The organism is Streptomyces hundungensis (assembly GCF_003627815.1).
Lineage (GTDB): Bacteria > Actinomycetota > Actinomycetes > Streptomycetales > Streptomycetaceae > Streptomyces > Streptomyces hundungensis_A.
In genome coordinates this window covers 7,668,230-7,689,020 of sequence record NZ_CP032698.1, presented here as the reverse complement: position 1 = coordinate 7,689,020, position 20,791 = coordinate 7,668,230, and the positions used below count along the sequence as shown (strand labels likewise).

The following is a 20,791-nucleotide window of genomic DNA, read 5'->3' as shown; positions in this document are numbered from 1 at the left end:
GCCGCTCGGTTGCTGCGTTCCGCGCGTCGCCGCACCATACATCGCTGACGTAGTACTACGCCATCGATGTACCTCGTAGGCAACCGTGGATGCGGCAGAATGTGGGCATGCTCGAACTCGCCATCCTGGGATTCCTCTACGAAGCGCCACTGCACGGCTATGAGCTGCGCAAGCGGATCACCGCGCTCACCGGTCACGTCCGTCCGGTCGGCGAGAGCACGCTCTATCCGGCGATCAAGCGACTGGAAAAGGCGGGGTTGCTGGCGCGCGAGACCCAGCCGGGTACGGCGGCCGCTCCCCGGCACATGCTGACGCTCACCCCGGCGGGCCGACGGGACCTCCTGCGGCGGCTCGCCGAACCGGACCGTCTGGACGTCACCGACGAGAACCGCTGGTTCACCCTGCTCGCGTTTCTGCGCCATCTGCCGGGCCGGGACGAGCAGGCCGCCGTCCTGCGGCGCAGGCTGACCTTCCTCGAAGAACCCGCGAGCTTCTTCTACGAAGGTGAACGTCCCGTCAGCGCCGAGGAGTTGGACGATCCGTTCCGTCGCGGCATCCTCACGATCGCCCGTGCCACCAGCGCGGCGGAACTCAAGTGGCTCCGTGCGATGCTGCGTTCACTGGAGTGAGCCGGGGGCTAATCGGGCGCGTTCCGCGCGGGGCGCGGGCCACCCGGGGAGGGTTACCCGGGGGCGGCTTCCTCGTAGGGGACGAAGCGAGTCGTCGCCGCCCCCTATCTGCGTAAGGAGCTCCAACTCTACGGTGTTCAAGACCGTTTGAAGGTGTGTCACCGGTTCACCACGGCCGGGGCGTGACGGAAGGGTGGTCCTGATGTTCGGGAGATTCCACAAGCCGGCCAGGCCGCGCCCGGCCGAGGAGCGCCAGCACAACATCTTCGAGGCGGCGGCCGCGTATGTGGCGGCGTGCGCGGAGGACGACCAGGACGCACTCGACGAGGCGGCGGGGTGGGTGTCTCCGGAGGCCCTGTCGTTCGGGGTCCGCGAACTCGCCTGCCGGGCCGTCATCGCACTGGCCCGCGACCGCGACGAGTCACCGACGACGGTCGTCCAGGAGCTTATGGGCCTGCCGACGGCCTGACGGACGCGTCACCGGCCGGTTCTCCCGGGACCCTCGACGTCCGCGTTACCGAGTAGTTAAGGTGCGCCGACGAGCGAACCGAAGGGGAGGGTTCCGTGACCGGGACGGACGAGGTCGAAGCGGCCGCAACCGCCGCAGACGAGGCGCTCTATGTGCTCACGGCGGCGCTGCTGACGCCCGCGCAGTTCCCGAGCGTGCTCGGCGACGACTACCCCGAGGCATGCGCGGCGCTCGGCCTCGGGCCGTACGCGCAGGGCTACGGTCTCGTCCTCGGACAGGACGGCGCGGGCGCCCGCTGGACCGTGGTCATCGACGACGTGTCGCTGGTGGCGGTCGCGATCGCGTCCTGGGACTGCGGGATGGAGTACGACCTGTCGCCGGACGATCGTACGGTGGTGGCGGCGCTGCCCGGGTGGCCGCTGGAACTGGTTGTCGCGGCCCCGAACCTCCCGGCCCCGCACGATCCCGAGCCGCACCCCGAGGGTCCGCCCACGCTCACGCCCCCCGACACCAGCGAGTGGGGGGCGGCCCAGCGTCGGCTCGGCGCGGACGCGGTGGCGTTGCAGTGGTCGATGTGGCGCGAGCAGTTGGACCCCGACACCTTCGGGCCGCCCCCGCCGCCGTCCGCGGGCGGTTCGGTGCGGGACGAGGACGGTGGGGCCGTCGCGGGCGCCGCGCACGATGAACCGCATGACGTCAGCGCGGCCCCGCCGAGCTCCTCCGGCCCGGGCTCGCACGGGACCACCGCCGACACCGAGGAACGCGGCGAGGAACGTGGTCAGGAGCGCGGCGAGCCCGACGGTGAGAAGCCGGGCGTCCAGCGGGTGCTCGCCGAGTTGCGTGGCTATCTCGACTCCGCTCCCCCGCTCGGCCGCGTACGCTCCGCCTTCGCGCCCGGCGGGGCCCGCACCCTGCGGGCCGACGGTCCCGGCTGGTCCGTGACGGCCAGGACCGATGACGTGGCCTTCGTCCTCCTCGACGAGTGCCCGGGCGACGTCCACCCCGTGGCGCGTGACCAGGAACTGCTCGCGCTGCTTCGCGCCCTTGACGCGATGGCGGTGCGGCCGTCGTAAGGCTTTCGGGCTCCGTCGCGCCTGGCATTGGCTGTACGTCCGCCCCCGGCACCGCCCTTCGGGAACGCCTCTCTACGATCGTGTCCCGGCGCTTCGATCGAGCGTCCTATGAGGCCGGACGGGGAGGCAACTGACATGTCGGACAGCGGTGTTGGTGTAGGGACGGGTGACGGTGACGGCATCGCGGCCGTGCGGGAGTCGGACGTGGTGTGTCGGCCCGTGGGGCGGGTGATCGGCGGGCGGGCCGAGGTCGTCGACGACCACTGGGACCGCGAGACGGCGGTGATCCGGCTGGACGCGGAACAGTTCGGTCCGGAGGCCCTGTTCGGGCTCGCGGACTTCTCCCACCTCGAAGTGGTCTTCCACTTCGACCGGGTTGCCCCCGAGAAGATCGAGTCCGGGGCTCGGCGCCCGCGCGGCAACCCGGATTGGCCCCTGGTGGGGATCTTCGCCCAGCGCGGCAAGAACCGCCCCAACCGGCTGGGCGTCTCGCGCTGTCGGATCCTCTCGGTCGAAGGGCTCGACGTGCGGGTGGCGGGTCTCGACGCGGTGGACGGGACGCCGGTGCTGGACATCAAGCCGTATTTGGCGGAGTTCGGCCCGCGTGGCGAGACGGTCCAGCCGGGGTGGTCGGTTGAGCTGATGCGGGCGTATTACGAGTGAGGCGGGCGGAGGCGTGAGGCGGGGCGCGCGTCTCGTTTAGCCCCGCGGCGGCGCGGCTGAGCCGCCCCACACCGCCCGGCCGGGCCGGCGCGCCCAGCCACGCCCCCTCTTCTCGCCGCAGAGGCCGCCCTCAACCGCGGGCCGTGCGTGCCTGGTCGCGCAGTTCCCCGCGCCCCTCAAACCCCCTGTCACCTGCGGACCGTGCTCGCTTCTCGCGCAGTTCCCCGCGCCCCTTAAACCGTCGCCACCCTGCGGACCGTGCTCGCTTCTCGCGCAGTTCCTCGCGCCCCCAAAAGCCGCCCCCGACCGCGGGCCGTGCGCGCCTGGTCGCGCAGTTCCTCGCGCCCCCAAACCCCCTGCCACCTGCGGACCGTGCTCGCTTCTCGCGCAGTTCCTCGCGCCCCCAAGAGCCGCCCCCGGGGCCGCAGGCCATGCGTGGCTGGTCGTACAGTTCCCCCGCGCAGCCGCGCCGGACGGACCGCGGCCTCAACTTCGCTGCTGCATACGGCAGTTGAGCTCGCTCATACCCGGTCCAGCGGTCGGTGGGGGCCCTCGGGGAGTTCCGCGGTGATCGTGTCGCCGGGGCGGATCACTCCGCCCGTGCGGACCACGCTCATGATCCCGGCCTTGCGCACGATCGTGCCGTCGGCGGCGCGGCCGACGACCTGCTTCAGGAGGCCGCCCTGGAAGCCGTCGATCTGGAGGCACGGGTTGCGCAGACCGGTGACCTCGACGACCGCCTCCGCACCGATGCGCAGCAGCGTCCCGGTGGGCAGGCCGAGGAGGTCGATGCCTTGCGTCGTCACGTTCTCGCCGAGCTGGCCGGCGGCGACCTCGAAGCCCTGCTCGGCGACCTCGTCGAACAGCTCCTGGTGGATCAGATGGACCTGGCGCAGGTTCGGCTGCGTCGGGTCCTGCGCGACGCGGGAGCGGTGCTTGACCGTCACGCCCGCGTGGACGTCGCCCGCCACGCCCAGCCCGGGCAGCAGCGTGATGCTGTCCCGATTGGGCTTGGTGAACGAGTACTCCCCGTTGCTGCTGACCGCCCTGACGGTCCCCTCGATGCCACTCGTCACGGAACTCAACCCCCTTGTTCGAACCAATGATCGGGTCCGAGCCTATCGCGGGAGGTCAGGACGCCCGGGGGGCCTTCTAGCGGCCGAGCTCCTTGCGGGACACGTGCCGCAGCCTGCGTCGCTGGCTGGGGTCGAGCGCCAGATAGGCCACCAGGGGGACGCCTATCAGGACGAGCAGGGCGAGCCAGAACCCGATCAGGGGGATGAGAACGAGCCCCGCCACGACTCCTCCGGCGGCGATCATCGCGCGCTTCGACATGTCGGTCGCCTTCCTCTGCGCGGCCCGTGGCCGCTCTTCCTGTCCAGTGAACGCACGGCGCCGCCCACTGGTTCCAGCTGCTACCACTATGCGTCACTTCCGCAGCGGTGCGCCGACCTCGTGCATGTGCTCCAGCGCCTGGCGATAGGAGTCGCTCAGCGAGGTTTCCGCGTACGGGATGCCGAGCGAGGCGCAGTGGGCGCGGACCGCCGACTGGGCGAGCTTGAGGTGCGGGCGCGGCATGTTCGGGAAGAGGTGGTGCTCTATCTGGTAGTTGAGGCCGCCCAGGAACCAGTCGGTGAGCGGCCCGCCGCGTACGTTGCGCGAGGTCAGGACCTGGCGCCGCAGATGCCCCCACGCCGAGGCCTCCGGGTCGTCCGGGTCGGGCATCTCCATGCCCTTGTGGTTGGGGGCGAAGGTCATGCCGAGGTGCAGGCCGAACAGGGCGTGGTGCACCAGGGCGAAGGTCAGCGCCTTGCCGGGCGACATGACGGTCAGGAGCAGCGTCGCGTACCCGGCGGTGTGGGCGAGCAGGAGCGGCGCCTCCACGGCCCGCTCCCGGCGCGTCTGCCGCTTGAGGTCCTGGAATCCGTACACCTTCAGGGCGATGCCCTCCAAGAGCAGCATGGGGAAGAAGAGCCGGGCCTGGTTGCGGGTGAGCCAGCGGGCGAGGCCCTCACGGTGTTCGGCCTGGCGCTGGGTCCACACGAGGGCGCCGACGCCGACGTCGGGGTCCTTGTCGACGTGGTTGGGGTTGGCGTGGTGGCGGTTGTGCTTGTCGTTCCACCAGGCGTAGCTCATGCCGAGGAGGAGGTCGCTGTGGAGCAGGCCGATGAGGCGGCCCGCGCGCTTGCCCCCGGTGATCTGCCCGTGCCCGGCGTCATGGCCGAGGAACGCGCTGCGGGCCCAGAACACGGAGAGCGGGAGGGCGAGGGCGAGGGTCCACCAGTTGTCGCCGGTGAACACCATCGCGGTGACCGTCGCGGCAAGCGCGAGGAGGTTGATGACGATGCGGGCCGCGTACCAGCCGGTCCGCCGGTCGAGCAGTCCTTGCCCCCTCACCGTTCTGAGCAGCGGCGCGAACTCGCTGCCCGCCCTCGGTTCGGCGGGGACGCCGAGCGCTGGGGCGGGCTGCGGCATGGTCGCCTGTGGCATGAACGTCTCCGGTGGTGGTCGTCCCCCGCAGTTCCCTGCGCTGACCTCACCGAACGTACGGATCGGCGCCCTTGACGACCATGGAGTCACCCCCCTTCCACGAGCGGGGGTTGCCCCGCGGCCGAAGGTGGTGCTGGCAACACCCTCACCGCGACGTGTGACGCGGGTCACCACGGCGAGCCTCCGCGCGGCCGTCGCGTGCTGTACCCTCGGCCGCTCCGGACCGCGTAGTCAAACTTGAGGAATACGTTCTCGCTGTGCAGAGGCCTCCTGCTCCCACGCCGCCCCAGCTCGCCGAACTCGCCCACTGTCTCGTCACCTTCCTGCCCGCCGACCCCTCCCGCACGGGCCGGATCGCCTTCTGGCACCCCGAGGGCGAAGACCTGCCCGCCGCGCTCGGCGCCGTCGAGGAGCTGACCGTCGTCGACGCGGACACCACACCCCACGCCGTACGCGCCCTGTGCCTGCCGGTACGGGACGCCCTGCCCGTGCTCACCCGTGCCCGCGCCCTCACCGGGGCCTCGCGCCCGGCCGCGTTCTGGGGGGCGGCCGCACTGCTCGCCCTCCAACTCGCGGCGCGGGGGCTCCTGTTGCCCGGTCTCACCGCGAGCGACCACGACGCGTGGCGGGTCGGGCCGCTCGGCGCCGACGAGCTCGACAGGGTGCGCGAGCTGGCCGCCGCGATGCCGCCCGAGGCACACTGCGTCCCGCTGGAATCCGGGGCGGAGCCCGTGCTGCTCGCCGAACCGGAACAGCTTCTGCGGGCCTTCCTCGACGCGGTCGCCGACGGCCTCCCGCGCACCCCGGCCGCCGCGCGCGCCACCGGCTCCCCCGCCTTCGCCGCCGAAGCGCCCCAACGGTTGCCCGAGCAGCGCACCTGGGCCGCCGAGGTGGCCGCCGGGCATGACGCGGGCGTACGCATCTCATTGCGGGTCGAGCTGCCGGGGCTCGCCTCGGCCGACCCGGAGAGCGCCGGGCCGGTGTTCCGGGCCGTGCTCCAGCTGCACAGCGTCAGCGATCCCACCCGGGTCGCGGACGCGGCCGAGGTGTGGGCCGGGTCCGCGTCGGCGGACGTGTTCGGGCCGCGGGCCCGCATGGACGCGCTGCTCGCCCTGCGCCGGGCGGCCCGCGCCTGGGCGCCGCTGGCCCCGCTGTTGTCGGCCGCCGTGCCGGACGCGGTCGAGCTCGCCGACGAGGAGGCCGCCGAACTGCTCGGTTCCGCCTCGCGCACGCTGGCCGCGATCGGCGTCCAGGTGCACTGGCCCAAGGAGCTCACCGGCAAGCTGACGGCGCGTGCCGTGATCGGCCCGCAGGAGCGGGGGGCCCAGCGGATCGAGTCCGATGCGCCTTCGACGTTCTCCGCCGACGCGCTGCTCTCCTTCGACTGGCGGTTCGCGCTGGGCGACGCCGAACTGAGCCGGCGCGAACTCGACGCGCTGGCCCAGGCGAGCCGTCCCGTGGTGCGGCTGCGCGACCAGTGGGTGCTGGTGGACCCGGAGGAGGCGCGCCGGGCCCGCGCCGCACAGGACCGCAAGGTGACGCCGGTCGACGCGCTGGCCGCCGTCCTCACCGGCTCGACCGAGATCGACGGCCGACGGGTGGAGGTGGAGGCGACCGGTTGGCTGGCCCGGCTGCGCGACCGACTCGCCGACCCCGAAGGTGATCGTGAGCAGCCCATCGCCCAACCAGCGGCGCTGGCAGCGCAGTTGAGGGACTATCAGTTGCGTGGCCTCAACTGGCTCGCGGACATGACCTCACTGGGTCTGGGCGGTTGTCTCGCCGACGACATGGGCCTCGGCAAGACGATCACGCTGATCGCGCTGCATCTGCACCGCCAGAGCGACCGGGCGACCGCCGGCCCCACCCTCGTCGTCTGCCCGACCTCCCTGATGGGCAACTGGCAGCGCGAGATCGAGAAGTTCGCGCCGGGCACTCCCGTGCGCCGTTTCCACGCCGCCTCCCGCTCGCTCGACTCCCTGGTCGACGGCGAGGTCGTCCTCACCACGTACGGCACGATGCGCCTGGACGCCGCCAAGCTGGCGACCGTCCCGTGGGGCATGGTGGTCACCGACGAGGCCCAGCACGTCAAGAACCCCTACTCGGCGACGGCCAAGCAGTTGCGCACCATCGGGGCCCGGGCCCGGGTCGCGCTCAGCGGCACGCCCGTGGAGAACAACCTCTCCGAGCTGTGGGCGATCCTCGACTGGACCACGCCCGGGCTGCTCGGCCGGCTCGGCACGTTCCGTACCCGGTACGCGTCCGCCGCCGAGAGCGGCCAGGACCCGGCGGCCGCCGAGCGGCTCTCCCGGCTGGTGCGGCCGTTCCTGCTGCGCCGCCGCAAGTCCGACCCGGGCATCGCCCCCGAGCTGCCACCGAAGACCGAGACGGACCGGGCGGTCTCCCTCACCAAGGAGCAAACCGGTCTGTACGAGGCGGTCGTGCGCGAGACACTCGCCGAGATCTCGGGCGCGGACGGGTTCGAGCGGCGCGGCCTGGTGGTGAAGCTGCTGACCTCGCTCAAGCAGATCTGCAACCATCCCGCGCAGTACCTCAAGGAGGACAGTCCGACGATCGCCGGCCGCTCGGGCAAGCTGGAACTGCTCGACGAGCTCCTGGACACCATCCTGGCCGAGGACGGTTCGGTGCTCGTCTTCACGCAGTACGTGCGGATGGCGCGGCTCATCGAACAACACCTGGCGGCGCGTGGCGTGGTGACGCGGTTCTTGCACGGCGGGACGCCGGTGGAGCGCCGCGAGGAGATGGTGCGGCACTTCCAGGACGGTCATGTCCCGGTCTTCCTGCTGTCGTTGAAGGCGGCTGGCACGGGCCTGAACCTCACCCGGGCCGGCCATGTCATCCACTACGACCGCTGGTGGAACCCGGCCGTCGAGGCGCAGGCCACCGACCGCGCCTACCGCATCGGCCAGACCCAGCCGGTCCAGGTCCACCGGCTGATCGCGGAGGGCACCATCGAGGACCGGATCGCCGACATGCTGGTGCGCAAAAAGGAGTTGGCCGACTCGATCCTCGGCTCGGGCGAGTCCGCGCTGACCGAACTGTCGGATGCCGAGCTGACCGATCTGGTGGCGCTGCGAGGGAGCGGACGATGAGCGACACCTATGACGACGAGCGCACCTTCGAGGCCCTGCCACCCGCGCAGGGCCGGGGTTTCGCGACCAGCTGGTGGGGCCTGGCGTGGCTGAAGGCGCTGGAGGACACCGCCCTGGACGGGCAGCAGCTCAAGCAGGGGCGCCGCCTGGCCCGCCAGGGCGCGGTCGGCGCGGTGACGGTGCGGCCGGGACGGATCACCGCGGTGGTACGGGACCGGGACGGATCGCAGTACCGCGGCGATGTGCTGCTCCAAGAGCTGGACGCCGACGACTGGGACCGCTTCCTCACGATGGCGGCCGAGCGCGCCGGGCACATCGCGGCGCTGCTCGACCGCGAGATGCCACCGCACCTGGTGGAGGAAGCGGCCGACCACGGGATCGAACTCCTGCCCGCCATCGGCGACTTGGAGCCCAAGTGCACCTGCGAGGCGTGGGATCACTGTCCGCACACCGCGGCGCTCTGCTACCAGGTGGCGCGGCTCCTGGACCAGGATCCGTTCGTGCTGCTCCTGATGCGGGGCCGCGCGGAACAGCCGCTGCTCGACGCCTTGCAGGAGCGCAGCGCCCTGCCCGCCGAGGATGTCGCCGCGACCCAGGGCGTCTTGGCGGCGGAGGCCTTCGCGGCCAGGGACATCGTGCCCCCGCTCCCCGCACCGCCACCCCTGCCGCCGGAGCCCGGCACCCCCGCGCGCCTCGACACCGAGACCGTGCCGGAGCCGGGGATCGACCCGGCGGCACTGGAGTTCCTCGCGGCCGACGCGGCGGCTCGCGCGCATCGCATGCTGGCCGACGCGCTTCAGACCGACCACGAACTTCAGCCTGTCGCACCACAGTTGACGGAAGATCAGGACGCGGTTCGGCTTGCCGAAGCGTGTCGGGACAGCGGGATCACGGCACGTCTCGCCGTCGCCTCGGGGCGCCGTCCCGCCGATCTCGCCGTTGCCGTACGCGCCTGGCGGCTCGGCGGGGTCGCGTCGCTCCGCGTCCTGGAGGAGGAGTGGACGCCGGGGTCGGAGGAGTTGGCTCGAGCGGTCGCGGCGCTCGATCGGGCCTGGGCCGACGGCGACCGCCCGGCGCTCCGCTCCACCGGCCCCAACCGGTGGACGGTGACGGGTCGGGACGCGCAACTGCGGCTCGGCCACGACGGCCGGTGGTGGCCCTACCGCAGGGAGAGCGCCCGTTGGATACCGGCGGGCCCGGCGGACCGGGACCCGGCGGCGGCCCTGGAGACGCTGCTCACGCCGTCCGACGACGGGGCCGGGGCGTGAACCCGGGGCGCTGAGGTCCCGGAGTGCATCGCCGGGGCGGGCTTCGCCGCCGCCCGGGCCGCACAGGTCCGCGGCCGAAGCGGACGCCGTGGCGTCGCCCGGTGTTCACGGTGGGGACGGCGGGCGTTCGCGCCCGCCTCCCACGCTGGGGGCCACGCCCGCCCCGCCCGCTCTGGAGGATTCGTGTCCCCACGCGCCGCCCGACGCACCGCCGTCGCGCTGCCCCTGGCCGTACTGACCGTCGTCGCACTCAGCGGCTCCGCCGTTGGCACGCCGCGGTTCGAACACCGTCACCGTGACGCACGGGTCACCAACACCGCGGTCCTCGGCGACATCCCGCTGGGCGGTTTCAGCAACGGGCTCCTTCCCGGCACCGTCGACGACGACCGCGGCATCCACCTGGGCGGCATCGGCAGCGACCTCTTCCCGGCCGGGCGCCGGGGCGAGTTCTGGACCGTCACGGACCGGGGCCCCAACGGTCAGATCAAGGTCGACAAGACCAAGCGCCGCACCTTCCCGGTCCCCGGCTTCGATCCGGCGATCGTGAAGGTGCGCGTCACCGGCGGCACGCTCACCGTTCTCAAGTCCATTCCGATCACCACCCGTTCGGGCGCGCCCGTCACCGGCCTGCCCAATCTGGCGGGCCACGACGAGGCCCCTTACGCCTTCGACGCGGCGAAGCCCCTCGCGTACAACCCGAACGGTCTGGACACCGAGGGCATCGTGCGGGCGGCCGACGGCACTTTCTGGCTGGCGGACGAGTATGGGCCCTCCCTCGTGCATGTCTCGGCGCGCGGCCGAGTGCTCGCCCGGTATGTGCCCAAGGGGCTGGAGCTCGCCGGCGCCGACTATCCCGTGATCGGGGCGCTCCCGGCGATCCTCGCCCAGCGCAAGATCAACCGCGGTTTCGAAGGGCTCGCTCAACTCCCGGGCGGTGACCTGGTGTTGGCGGTGCAGAGCCCGCTGTCGGTGCCGGACACGGCGGCCGGCGAGGGGTCGCGCAATGTGCGGCTGCTCCGTTTCTCCCCGCGCCGCGGAGCGGTCACCGCCGAGTACGCCTACCGCTTCGACCCGGCGGGTGTCGTCGACCCCGGCGAGGACGACCCCTCCGAACTGAAGATCTCCTCCGTCGTGGCGCTCGGGGACGACCGGCTGCTGGTCGAGGAGCGCACCGACCGGGCCGCCCGGCTCCAGGAAGTGCGGCTGCCCCGTGGCGCCGGGATCCTCGGCGGCCGGTGGGACACTCCGGCCACCAGCCCCTCCTACGAGCAGCTCGCCGATCCCGCCGCGAGCGGGGTGCCGGTGTTGCGCAAGAGGCTCGTCGTGGACCTCGCGAAGGTGCCGGGCGTGCCGGGCAAGATCGAAGGGGTGGCGCTCGCGGGCCCCGGCACCCTCGCGCTGATCAACGACAACGACTTCGGCATGACGGACGGCCCGGGCGCCTTCGACCCCTCGGGCCGGATCGTCGACAGCGGGGTGCGGACGAAGCTCGTCTATCTGCAACTCCCCCGCTGATCAGGGCAGTTGTTCGTGAGCGACGGCCGAGACCAATCCCTCCGGAAGCAGGTCGGTCGGGAAGCCGCTCGACCAGTCGGTGGGAAAGCCACTCGGCAGGTCGGTGGGCAAGCCGCTCGGTAGCACGTCGGTGGGAAGCTCCGTCGGCAGGGAGGGGAGTTCGGACGGCAGGGCGGTGGGCAGCGAGGACGGCAGGCCGCTCGGCAGGCTCAGGGACGGCGTGGGTGAGCGGCCGACGGTGCCGCTCGGCCCCGGAGTGCCCGGTTGCTCGCCGCCGTCTCCCCGGCTGACGGCGAAGGCGATGGCGGCGAGCGCCGCGAAGGCGACCACGATCGCGGCCACGAGCAGGGGGCCTCGGCGCCGTCCCCCGCCGGGCGGCCCCTGCGGCGGGGCCGGCTGCCAGTGAGCGGGCCCGAAGCCGCCTTGCGACGGCGGTCCCGATGCCTGCCCGTTCGGCGGTCCGGGTGGCGTGGGTGGTACCGGGGGCGTGACCATACCCTCCAGAGTCGGCGGAAAGGGGGCGCTCCGCGACCCCTCCGCGGAAGTTCCGTCCCTGCGGACAAGGGCCCCGCCACCCCGCCCGCACCGCCCGTCCCCTTCCACCTCCCACACCCCGGACCGTACGGTAACTACCGTACGACGTGCGCCTGTTGACCGACCGAGGGAGCGCCGGTGCCGGGGGAATCCCGTACGAACACGGACGTCGGGCTGGCGCGCGACGCCATCGGTCTGCGCGAGGTGCTCTTCCAGAGCGTCACGGCGATGGCTCCCGCGGCGGCCGTCGCCGCGTCCATCCCGGCGGGCGCCGCGTTCGCGGGCGGCAGTCTGCCGCTGTCGGTCCTCGTGGCGTTGGTGGCGTGTCTGCTCACCGCGTCCTGTGTGGCGGAGCTCGCGCAGCACCTGCCCGCGGCGGGCTCGGTCGCCACCTACAGCGCGCGGGGCCTGCATCCGGCCGTGGGGTTCCTGGTCGGCTGGGGCTATGTGTTCGTGGAGGCCCTGGTGCCGCCGCTGCTCCTGCTGCAACTGGGCTTCACCACGGCGGGCACCCTGCACCAGCAGTGGTCGGCGTATCCGGCCGACCTGTGGTGGCCCTGGTCGCTGGCCGGGGCCGTGGTCATCGCGTTCGCGGGCTTCTTCGGGGTGCGGGCCTCCGCGCGGTTCGGCACGGTGCTCGGCGTCTTCGAGGTGCTGGTGTTCGTGGCCTTCGCCGTCCTGCTGATCGTGGCGGCCGGCTCCGACAACACCCTGTCGGTGTTCGGCACTTCGCACACCGCGCACGGCTACGGCGGCTTCGGCGGGGTGTTCGCCGGATCCGTCTACACGGTGCTGGCCTTCGCCGGCTTCGAGGCGGCGGCCCCCCTCGCCGAGGAAGCCAAGGACCCCCGGCGCACCATGCGGCGAGCGGTGTTCGGCGCGGCCCTCGCCATCGGGATCGTGTACGTCCTGACCACGTACGCGATGGCGGTCTACTTCGGGCCCGACCGGTTCGCGGGCTTCGGAGCGTCCGGCGACGCCTCCTGGGAGGGCGTCGCGCGGGCCTCGTTCGGTCTCTTCTGGGTGATCCTCTTCCTGGCCGTGGTCAACTCGACGGTGGCGAACGCCAACGCCTGCTCCAACGTGTCGACGCGCACGGCCTTCGCGCTCGGCCGGATCGGCGTCTTCCCGCGCTCCTTCGCCCGCCTCCACCCCCGCCACCGCTCCCCCGTGTCGGGCGTCGCGGCGCAGTTCGTCGTGGCCGTCGCCGCGATGCTGGGCCTGGGCCTGGGCCTGTGGTACGACCCGGTCACGGCGTTCGCCCTGCTCGCCACGGTCATCGTCACCGTGATCATCGGGGTGTACATCGTGGTCGACGTGGCGTGCGCCGGATACTTCCTGCGTCGGCGCCGCGATCTGTTCAGTCCGCTGCGCCACGTCGTGTTCCCCGCGCTCGGCATCGCCGCCTTCGTCCTGGCGCTCCTGACCGCGGCGGGGATCCCGGCGTTCGACTTCGTAGCCGAACTCACGCCTCCGATGTCGTACGCCGGACCCGTCGTGGGGGTGTGGATGGCGGCCGGGGTCGTGGTCCTCGTGGTCCTGGCGCGCCGCCACCCCGAGCGGCTGGCACAGACCGGCCGCGTCCACCTCATCGACCCCGATGAGGACCCACTGGAGACAGGAGCGGTACCCCGATGAGCACCCAACCGCGGATCGTGACCGTGCGGCCCAAGGAGAACGAGTACGCGTGGACGTTCGGGGGCGCGGCTCCTCTGGCGCGGATCACGCCCGGCACCGTCCTCGACCTGTACACCGAGGACTGCTTCGCCGGCCGGGTCCGTTCCGAGCGCGATCTGGTCTCCCGGGTCTGCGAGTTCCCGTTCCTCAACCCGCAGACCGGGCCCTTCCACGTCGAGGGCGCCGAGCCGGGCGACACGCTCGCCGTGCACTTCGTGTCGATCCGCCCGGCGCGGGACTGGGCCGCGTCCACGACCGTGCCCCTGTTCGGGGCGTTGACCTCCACGCACACGACGGCGACGCTCCAGCCGCCGCTGCCCGAGGTGGTGTGGATGTGGGAGCTCGACCGGGCGCGCGGCACCTGTCTGTTCCGGGCCCGGGACAGCGACATCGAGATCGAACTGCCCATGGACCCCATGCACGGCACGGTCGGGGTGGCCCCCGCCAACCTGGAGGTGCGCTCCGCCCTGGTCCCCGACGCGCACGGCGGGAACATGGACACTCCCGAGATGCGGGCCGGCGTCACCTGCTATCTGGGGGTCAATGTGGAGGGCGCCCTGTTCAGCCTCGGCGACGGGCACGCCCGCCAGGGCGAGGGCGAGACGTGCGGGGTCGCCGTCGAGTGCGCCATGAACTCGGTGGTCGTGGTGGAGCTCCTCAAGGGCGTCGACACGCCGTGGCCGCGCATCGAGTCCGACACCCACCTCATGTCCACCGGGTCGGCGCGCCCTCTCGAAGACGCCTTCCGCATCTCGCAGTTGGACCTGGTGCGCTGGCTCGAACGTGACTACGGGCTTTCCGCGCTCGACGCCTACCAACTGGTGAGCCAGGCGGGTGAGGCCCCGCTTGCCAATGTCTGCGACACCAACTACACCTGTGTCGCCAAGATCCGCAAGAAGTGGCTCCCCCGGCAGGGCGAGCCGCACCGCGGTCTGCATCGCCACCTGCGCGAGCAATCCGCTCAATTGGCTTTACCTTCCGCCTAGTTCAGGGGTGCGTCATGAACAGAAGAAGACTTCTCCAGGGCGCGGCCGCCTCGGTGGTCGCCGGCGCGCTGTTCCCCGCGACCGAGGCGGCCGCGGACGGCACCACCGACTACCCGGGCGCCCACTGGATGCCTGCCTCCCCGTCCAACTACACGGCGTCCAGCAGGCCTTCGGCATATCGGATCGACCGGATCGTCATCCATGTCACCCAGGAGACGTGGTCGAACACCATCGGCATCTTCCAGAACCCGGCCAAGCAGGTGTCCGCGCACTATGTGACGCGTTCCGCCGACGGATACATCGCCCAGATGGTCCGCGAGCACGACATCGCCTGGCACGCGGGGAACTGGGACTACAACACCCGCAGCATCGGCATCGAGCACGAGGGCTGGGTGGACCGGCCGGCCTACTTCACCAACGCGCTGTACGAGCGGTCGGCGGCGCTCACCGCGTCCATCTGCGACCGGTACGGCATCCCCAAGGACCGCGAGCACATCCTGGGCCACTACCAGGTCCCCGGAACCGACCACACCGATCCGGGACCCGACTGGGACTGGGTGCGGTACATCCGGCTGGTCAACTTCGCCTGACGAGTGCGGGAGGCCGCGGTGACGGACAGGCGGGACGAGTCCTGGGTGGCGCTGGACGCGGGGGCCGACCCGGTCGAGCGGTACGGTCAACTCCTGCGCGCTCATGAGCAGTTCATGGCGGCGGGCCGGGTGCTGCGTCCTGTGCGCCCGCTGGTGGCCGCGTCCTGGCAGCGTTCGGCGCGGGCCCGGGTCAGCCCGGACGGCGCGGCATGCGTGGAGCTCGACGAGGAGGAGCTCGCCGCCTGCCGCGACGCCCATCCGCTCGCCCGCGTCATGCCGCTGATCCGGGAACTGACCGGGGCGTACGCGGGTGACGGCGAGCACCTGGTGGCGGTCTGCGACGCGCTGGGCCGGCTCCTGTGGGTGGAGGGCGACCGGCGGACCCGGAGCGCGGCCGGACGCATGAACTTCGTCCCCGGCGCCCGCTGGGCCGAGTCGGCAGTCGGCACCAACGCGCCCGGCACGGCCCTGGCCGAGGACCGGCCGGTCCAGGTGTTCACGGCCGAGCACTTCCGGCGCCCGGTGCAGCGGTGGACCTGCGCGGCGGCTCCCGTGCACGACCCGAGGACCGGACGGCTGCTGGGCGCCGTCGACGTGACGGGTGGCGACGGCCTAGCCCATCCGCACAGTCTCGGCTTCGTCCAGGCCGTGGCACGGGCCGCGGAGGCCGAACTCGCCCTTCTCGCCCCGCCACCCGACCCCGAGGGGGCCTTTCTCACCGCCCTCGGCAGCGACGAGGCACTGCTCGTGGCGGACGGCCGCAAGCTGCGCCTGAGCCCGCGCCACAGCGAGATCCTGGTCCTGCTGGCCCACCATCCGCAGGGCCTCGGCGGCGACGAACTCCTGCTGGCCCTGTACGAGGACGAGGACGTGAGCCCCGTGACGCTGCGCGCCGAACTGTCGCGCTTGCGCGCGGTGTTGGGCCCCGCACTGCTCGCGTCGCGCCCCTACCGCCTGACCGCGCGCGTGGACACGGACTTCGACACGGTGGCCAGGCGGCTCGGCTCGGGGGCGGTGGCCGCGGCGATGACGGTCTACGGCGGGCCGCTCCTGCCGGGCTCGCAGGCACCCGCGGTGGCCCGTCTGCGCCGACGCCACGCCGACCAGCTCCGGGCCGCGCTGATCGCGCGCGCCGACCCCGGTCTCCTCGCCGACTGGGCGTACAGCCCCTGGGGCGAGGAGGACCTGCCGGTGTGGCAGGCCTTGGCGGACGCGCTGCCGCCAAGCCAACGGGCACACGTACAAGCCCGGTTGACGGAACTGACGAGGGATCAGGCGCTCGCAACGGGCCTGCAACGCCGCCGTGCCTAATCTGCGCTCCGTACGCCGTCCACGGCCGGACGGCGCGGCAGAGGGAGCCCCGCAGATGACCCGTTACGCAGCGCCCGGCGCCGAGGGCGCGCTCGTCTCGTTCCAGTCCCGCTACGACCACTGGATCGGTGGCGCGTATGTGCCGCCCCGGCGCGGCCAGTACTTCGAGAACCCGAGCCCCGTCAACGGCCGCCCCTTCACCGAGATCGCGCGGGGCACCGCCGAGGACATCGAGCTCGCCCTGGACGCGGCCCATGCGGCGGCGCCCGCCTGGGGACGCACCGCGCCGGAGGCCCGCGCCCACGTCCTGCTCAAGATCGCGGACCGGATGGAGGAGCATCTGGAGGAGCTGGCGATCGCCGAGAGCTGGGAGAACGGCAAGCCCGTCCGCGAGACGCTGGCCGCCGACATCCCGCTCGCCATCGACCACTTCCGCTATTTCGCCGGAGCGCTGCGCGCCCAGGAGGGCACGCTCAGCCAGCTCGACGACGACACCGTCGCGTACCACTTCCACGAGCCGCTGGGCGTGGTCGGCCAGATCATCCCGTGGAACTTCCCCATCCTGATGGCGGTGTGGAAGCTGGCGCCCGCGCTGGCGGCGGGCAACGCGGTGGTCCTCAAACCGGCCGAACAGACCCCCGCCTCCATCCACTTCTGGCTGAGCCTGGTGGCGGACCTCCTCCCGCCGGGTGTCGTGAACATCGTCAACGGCTTCGGCGTGGAGGCGGGCAAGCCCCTGGCGTCGAGCCCGCGCGTCGCGAAGATCGCCTTCACCGGCGAGACCACGACGGGGCGGCTGATCATGCAGTACGCCTCGGAGAACATCAAGCCCGTCACTCTGGAGCTGGGCGGCAAGTCACCGAACCTCTTCTTCGACGACGTATGGGCGCGGGACGACGACTTCCGCGACAAGGCCCTCGAAGGTTTCGCGATGTTCGCCCTCAACCAGGGAGAGGTCTGCACCTGCCCGTCCCGCGCCCTGATCCAGCGCGGCCACTACAGCGAGTTCCTGGAGGCGGCGATCGCCCGTACGGAACAGATCGTGCCGGGCCACCCCCTGGACACCGACACGATGATCGGCGCGCAGGCCTCGAACGACCAGCTCCAGAAGATCCTCTCCTATCTGGACATCGGCCAGCAGGAGGGAGCGAAGATCCTCACGGGTGGTCAACGCGTCCATCACGGCGGGGAGTTGGAGGGCGGCTACTACGTCCAGCCGACCATCTTCGAGGGCGACAACCGCATGCGGATCTTCCAGGAGGAGATCTTCGGCCCGGTGGTGGCCGTGACCTCGTTCACCGACTTCGACGACGCGATCGGCACGGCGAACGACACCCTGTACGGCCTGGGCGCGGGCGTGTGGACCCGCGACATGAACACCGCCTACCGCGCGGGCCGAGCCATCCAGGCCGGCCGCGTCTGGACCAACTGCTACCACGCCTACCCGGCACACGCCGCGTTCGGCGGCTACAAGCAGTCGGGCATCGGGCGGGAGAACCACCGGATGATGCTGGAGCACTATCAGCAGACGAAGAATCTGCTGGTGTCGTACTCACCGAAGAGGCTGGGCTTCTTCTAAGGGCCCAAGAAAAGGCGCCTGACCTGGCCCTTTGCCGGTCAGGCGCCATGGACTGCTCGATCAGGCGATTGGCCTGCTCCCGGACACACCATCCAGGAACTTGGCGTAGAAGCGGAATAGAACCTCGATGCTCTGGCCCGCGCGGCGAGCGCATTCAGCCGGGTCCACACCGGAGTACAGCCAGAACGAGATCCCTGCGCGCCGGAGATCGCAGGGCCGGGTCGCGGTAGCCGCTCGGCGCTTGAGCGAGTGCACCTCGTGCATCGCGCCGTCGTCCGTCCAGTCCTGTCCCGCAGTGACGACGCCACCCGACAGATTGGGCAGTCCCCACTCGGCCTTGGGTAGGTGACACTGGTCGAGCCGGAGGTGGATGACCTCAGCAGTACATGCATCCGAAGAACGCCTCCAGGTGAGGCCCGCGCTGCTGAGCGACCGCCGCGAGCAGCCAGGCGACCTGGGCCGGATTGGGAACCGCAGCCGGGTCCACCGCCTAGCGGAGCCGCTGCATTCCAGCAGCACGCTGACCTCGTCCGTGAAGTATCCGGTGGCGGGGGCGAGGAGGTCCTGGGCGATCTCGTTCAGGTCCTCCGATTCATCTGCCAGCGCTGCATGTGCGTTGCGCCCGCGATCAAGGTGTACACGGAAGAAGGTCATCGAACCCGCTGGACTGTCGCTCAGGGTGTACGCCGGACAGTGGTCCGCTTCGCACGCGCTGGGCGCAATCGGACAACGGCTGTCGTCGTGCGTCCGGCGCCGGTGAAGGACCTCGACGCGCCACTCTTCGAGTGTGTCCGCGTGCGGGGTGTCGCTGAGCATGTCGGCGTAGACGAAACGCAGGTGCAGCTCAGTGGGGTCGCCGGGGAGCGGCGAAGGTTCGATCACCGCCGCAGCCTAATCACCCTGGAGGGCGGAGCGTTCACTGTCCCGTGCCGCCATCGAGGCCCACCCCGGCAACCGCAGAGCTTCTGCGCCAGCGGCGACAGATGCCGCGCGTCCCCGCCAGTTCGGTCACACCCCACCAACAACCATAAGCCACACCGTTTCGGAGCAATACAGGCTCAGGGCCTTCCGCTATGTGCAGTCGTACCAGCCATCCCAGGACTGGCCATTGAATTGGCGGCACCACCAGTGGTTATCGCCACCGTATACATAGGTTGTCGTTGTATTTCGCCACGAGGTCGGGGTAGCCGTCGGCGTTGACGTCGCCGATGGAGAGGACCTGGGCGGGGGCAAGTGAGCCCAATTGTCCGCCGCGCGTTGACATGACATATGGCGACGGCTTGGCCGGTCGCGCGACAGTGCAGCGTCACGCGAAGCAGCGCTCGCGGCCGTGTCGTCCCCTCAGCATCGACGGGCCACACTGCCCATGCGCGCACGGGACCGGTTCGGGCGCATCGGGCCCCGGAACGCGGCCCCGCCCCCCGTGGGATACGTTCGCCACACATCACTGGCGTTCACCACAGAGGCAATCAACACCTATGTCTGCAAAGTTCACTGACATCCCGTTCAACCCAGTGCAAGAGCAGCATGTGGTGTGTGGTGCGATACCCGCCGGCTTCGGCGCCCCGGTCTTCGTTGCGAATCCGGACGCGCAGGCCGCTGACCTCAGGGAGTTGCTTCAGCTCTATCCACTGTTGCCAACGACGCTGAAGTCCGCCCACCAACTCAAGGAACAAGGACTGCGTGCGTCGAGCCTGTTCCGTCCGGACGCCTATGTACTCGGTCCTCCGCAGACGGTGACAGTCCCCAAAATGACGGTGCGTCCCGGGCACACGCTCCATGGGTGGGACGAGGTCGTATTTCCACCGTCGCCTGTCTACCGTGTGAGTGATGCTGTCGCCTTCTCGACGCAGCCTGGTGCAGACGAAGTTCAAGCCGTCCGCCGTGCGGCGATCAAATGGGCACAGGACGTCCGTGATGATCCGGACACGGTCATCTTGGCCGTCAGCACCACAGGATCGCCCACCGCCGCTACGCCTCTTGAACGGACGACGCCCTACGAGATCGCACTCACCTCCGCGAGCGGGCGCAAGAAGTGGCATCAACTCATCAACCCTGAGTGGGACGAGAGGTACCAGCGGCAGATCCAGCGTGCCCATCCCGGGCTCGGGACACTCAAAGACGCCCCCTGCTTCCGCCAAGTGGCCGACGTCCTGCTGCGCAAACTCCGGGGCAAACGCGTCGTCACCTACGGACGAAATGTCCAATACGCCGCCATCTATACCGCGCTGGAATACGCCTGGGCGGGAGACGGCCTCCCAAACGGCACCCTGTGGCCGGACACAGCCGCCACGCTCACGACCTTGAGCCGAAGCCGCTGGGAGTGCGCACGTCTGCGTCAAGGCGAGTTCGGCAATGACTGGGACTCAGCCGAAGGTCACTTCGCCCTGCCGACTGAGGAACCGGCCGCCAGCGCACTCGACCGCTGTCGGATGACCGCCACCTTGCTGCACCGCATGGCAGATCCCGCTCTACGCTATGCCGAATTGAACGCCCGGGCCGAGCGCGCCGTACGGGACGGTAAGAGTCACACCCCCCGCCCTCTGGTTGGGCAGCGTCTGAGCCGCATCGCCGCATCCCGCGACGCGGTACTGGAGCGCAGCCAGGGGAGCTGCGAGAACCCCCGCTGTCCAGACCCCCGCTATACCTCAGCTCGTAGCCGCAACGGGTCCTACCTGCTCGAGGTAGACCACGTAGACGATCACGCCAGAGGCGGCGAGGACCTACCAAGAGCCATGATCGCTTTGTGTCCCAACTGCCACGCCCTCAAGACCCGGGGCACCGTGACCGAAGAATCTCGCGCCCTCCTTCGCACGACAGCCCTCGCACGGCACCACGAACTACTCCCCCACGCACTATGAGTGTGTCCTTGCCACAGGACGGATCCCACGCTGGTC

General features: G+C 71.1%; 18 protein-coding genes. 13 read left to right on the top strand and 5 right to left on the bottom strand.

The window, feature by feature from the left end; all coding sequences use genetic code 11:
- The first annotated feature begins 107 nt into the window (after positions 1–107).
- The 4 genes from DWB77_RS34145 to DWB77_RS34130 all read left to right on the top strand — a co-directional run bounded on the left by DWB77_RS34145 (position 108) and on the right by DWB77_RS34130 (position 2,834).
- The gene (locus DWB77_RS34145) at positions 108–629 is read left to right on the top strand and encodes a PadR family transcriptional regulator (protein ID WP_120728557.1); all 522 of its coding nucleotides are present in this window, start codon (positions 108–110) and stop codon (positions 627–629) included.
- Between the two features lie 202 nt (positions 630–831).
- Positions 832–1,098 (top strand): hypothetical protein, encoded by a 267-nt coding sequence (locus tag DWB77_RS34140; protein WP_246033727.1) that lies wholly within the window; start codon positions 832–834, stop codon positions 1,096–1,098.
- Between the two features lie 95 nt (positions 1,099–1,193).
- Positions 1,194–2,171, top strand: a complete 978-nt coding sequence (locus DWB77_RS34135; RefSeq protein ID WP_120726220.1) for a hypothetical protein — start codon at positions 1,194–1,196, stop codon at positions 2,169–2,171.
- Positions 2,172–2,306: 135 nt separating this feature from the next.
- Entirely contained in the window at positions 2,307–2,834 is a 528-nt protein-coding gene (locus DWB77_RS34130; RefSeq protein ID WP_120726218.1) for an SAM-dependent methyltransferase, read from the top strand.
- Between the two features lie 521 nt (positions 2,835–3,355).
- Here DWB77_RS34130 and DWB77_RS34125 read toward each other — a convergent pair.
- The 3 genes from DWB77_RS34125 to DWB77_RS34115 form a co-directional block, all read right to left on the bottom strand.
- Positions 3,356–3,898: an MOSC domain-containing protein gene (locus DWB77_RS34125; protein ID WP_120728556.1), complete on the bottom strand. Its 543-nt coding sequence runs from the start codon at positions 3,896–3,898 to the stop codon at positions 3,356–3,358.
- An 88-nt stretch (positions 3,899–3,986) separates the two neighbouring features.
- Positions 3,987–4,169 (bottom strand): hypothetical protein, encoded by a 183-nt coding sequence (locus DWB77_RS34120; protein WP_120726216.1) that lies wholly within the window; start codon positions 4,167–4,169, stop codon positions 3,987–3,989.
- A gap of 93 nt (positions 4,170–4,262) precedes the next feature.
- Entirely contained in the window at positions 4,263–5,324 is a 1,062-nt protein-coding gene (locus tag DWB77_RS34115; protein ID WP_120726214.1) for a fatty acid desaturase family protein, read from the bottom strand.
- Positions 5,325–5,581: 257 nt separating this feature from the next.
- Between DWB77_RS34115 and DWB77_RS34110 the strand changes: the two genes are divergently transcribed.
- From DWB77_RS34110 to DWB77_RS34100, 3 genes are all read left to right on the top strand, one after another.
- Complete coding sequence (locus DWB77_RS34110; RefSeq protein ID WP_120726212.1) at positions 5,582–8,434, top strand: DEAD/DEAH box helicase; 2,853 nt, start codon at positions 5,582–5,584, stop codon at positions 8,432–8,434.
- Positions 8,431–9,702, top strand: coding sequence for an SWF or SNF family helicase (locus tag DWB77_RS34105; RefSeq protein ID WP_120726210.1), 1,272 nt, complete (start codon positions 8,431–8,433; stop codon positions 9,700–9,702). Before DWB77_RS34110 ends, DWB77_RS34105 begins: the two co-directional genes overlap by 4 nt.
- Positions 9,703–9,885: 183 nt before the next feature.
- A complete protein-coding gene (locus DWB77_RS34100; protein ID WP_120726209.1) occupies positions 9,886–11,217 on the top strand; it encodes an esterase-like activity of phytase family protein in 1,332 nt (443 codons plus the stop codon).
- Here DWB77_RS34100 and DWB77_RS34095 read toward each other — a convergent pair whose 3' ends face one another.
- The gene (locus DWB77_RS34095) at positions 11,218–11,559 is read right to left on the bottom strand and encodes a hypothetical protein (protein WP_246033726.1); all 342 of its coding nucleotides are present in this window, start codon (positions 11,557–11,559) and stop codon (positions 11,218–11,220) included. It abuts the gene before it with no gap.
- Between the two features lie 330 nt (positions 11,560–11,889).
- Here DWB77_RS34095 and DWB77_RS34090 point away from each other — a divergent pair, with 330 nt between their 5' ends.
- Genes DWB77_RS34090 through exaC form a run of 5 tightly spaced genes read left to right on the top strand, consistent with a single transcriptional unit; the run spans position 11,890 to position 17,894 of the window.
- Positions 11,890–13,389, top strand: a complete 1,500-nt coding sequence (locus tag DWB77_RS34090; protein WP_120726208.1) for an APC family permease — start codon at positions 11,890–11,892, stop codon at positions 13,387–13,389.
- A complete protein-coding gene (locus DWB77_RS34085; RefSeq protein ID WP_120726207.1) occupies positions 13,386–14,414 on the top strand; it encodes an acetamidase/formamidase family protein in 1,029 nt (342 codons plus the stop codon). Before DWB77_RS34090 ends, DWB77_RS34085 begins: the two co-directional genes overlap by 4 nt.
- Before the next feature lie 14 nt (positions 14,415–14,428).
- A complete protein-coding gene (locus tag DWB77_RS34080; protein ID WP_120726205.1) occupies positions 14,429–15,004 on the top strand; it encodes an N-acetylmuramoyl-L-alanine amidase in 576 nt (191 codons plus the stop codon).
- 45 nt (positions 15,005–15,049) lie between these two features.
- Positions 15,050–16,315, top strand: a complete 1,266-nt coding sequence (locus DWB77_RS34075; protein ID WP_246033950.1) for a GAF domain-containing protein — start codon at positions 15,050–15,052, stop codon at positions 16,313–16,315.
- 55 nt (positions 16,316–16,370) lie between these two features.
- Positions 16,371–17,894: an acetaldehyde dehydrogenase ExaC gene (gene exaC, locus DWB77_RS34070; protein ID WP_120726203.1), complete on the top strand. Its 1,524-nt coding sequence runs from the start codon at positions 16,371–16,373 to the stop codon at positions 17,892–17,894.
- A gap of 60 nt (positions 17,895–17,954) precedes the next feature.
- Here exaC and DWB77_RS39480 read toward each other — a convergent pair whose 3' ends face one another.
- Positions 17,955–18,776: a hypothetical protein gene (locus tag DWB77_RS39480; RefSeq protein WP_342778017.1), complete on the bottom strand. Its 822-nt coding sequence runs from the start codon at positions 18,774–18,776 to the stop codon at positions 17,955–17,957.
- Between the two features lie 596 nt (positions 18,777–19,372).
- On the opposite strand from DWB77_RS39480, the gene DWB77_RS38505 reads away from it, so the two are divergent.
- The gene (locus tag DWB77_RS38505) at positions 19,373–20,755 is read left to right on the top strand and encodes an HNH endonuclease (RefSeq protein ID WP_216826881.1); all 1,383 of its coding nucleotides are present in this window, start codon (positions 19,373–19,375) and stop codon (positions 20,753–20,755) included.
- Positions 20,756–20,791: the final 36 nt, after the last annotated feature.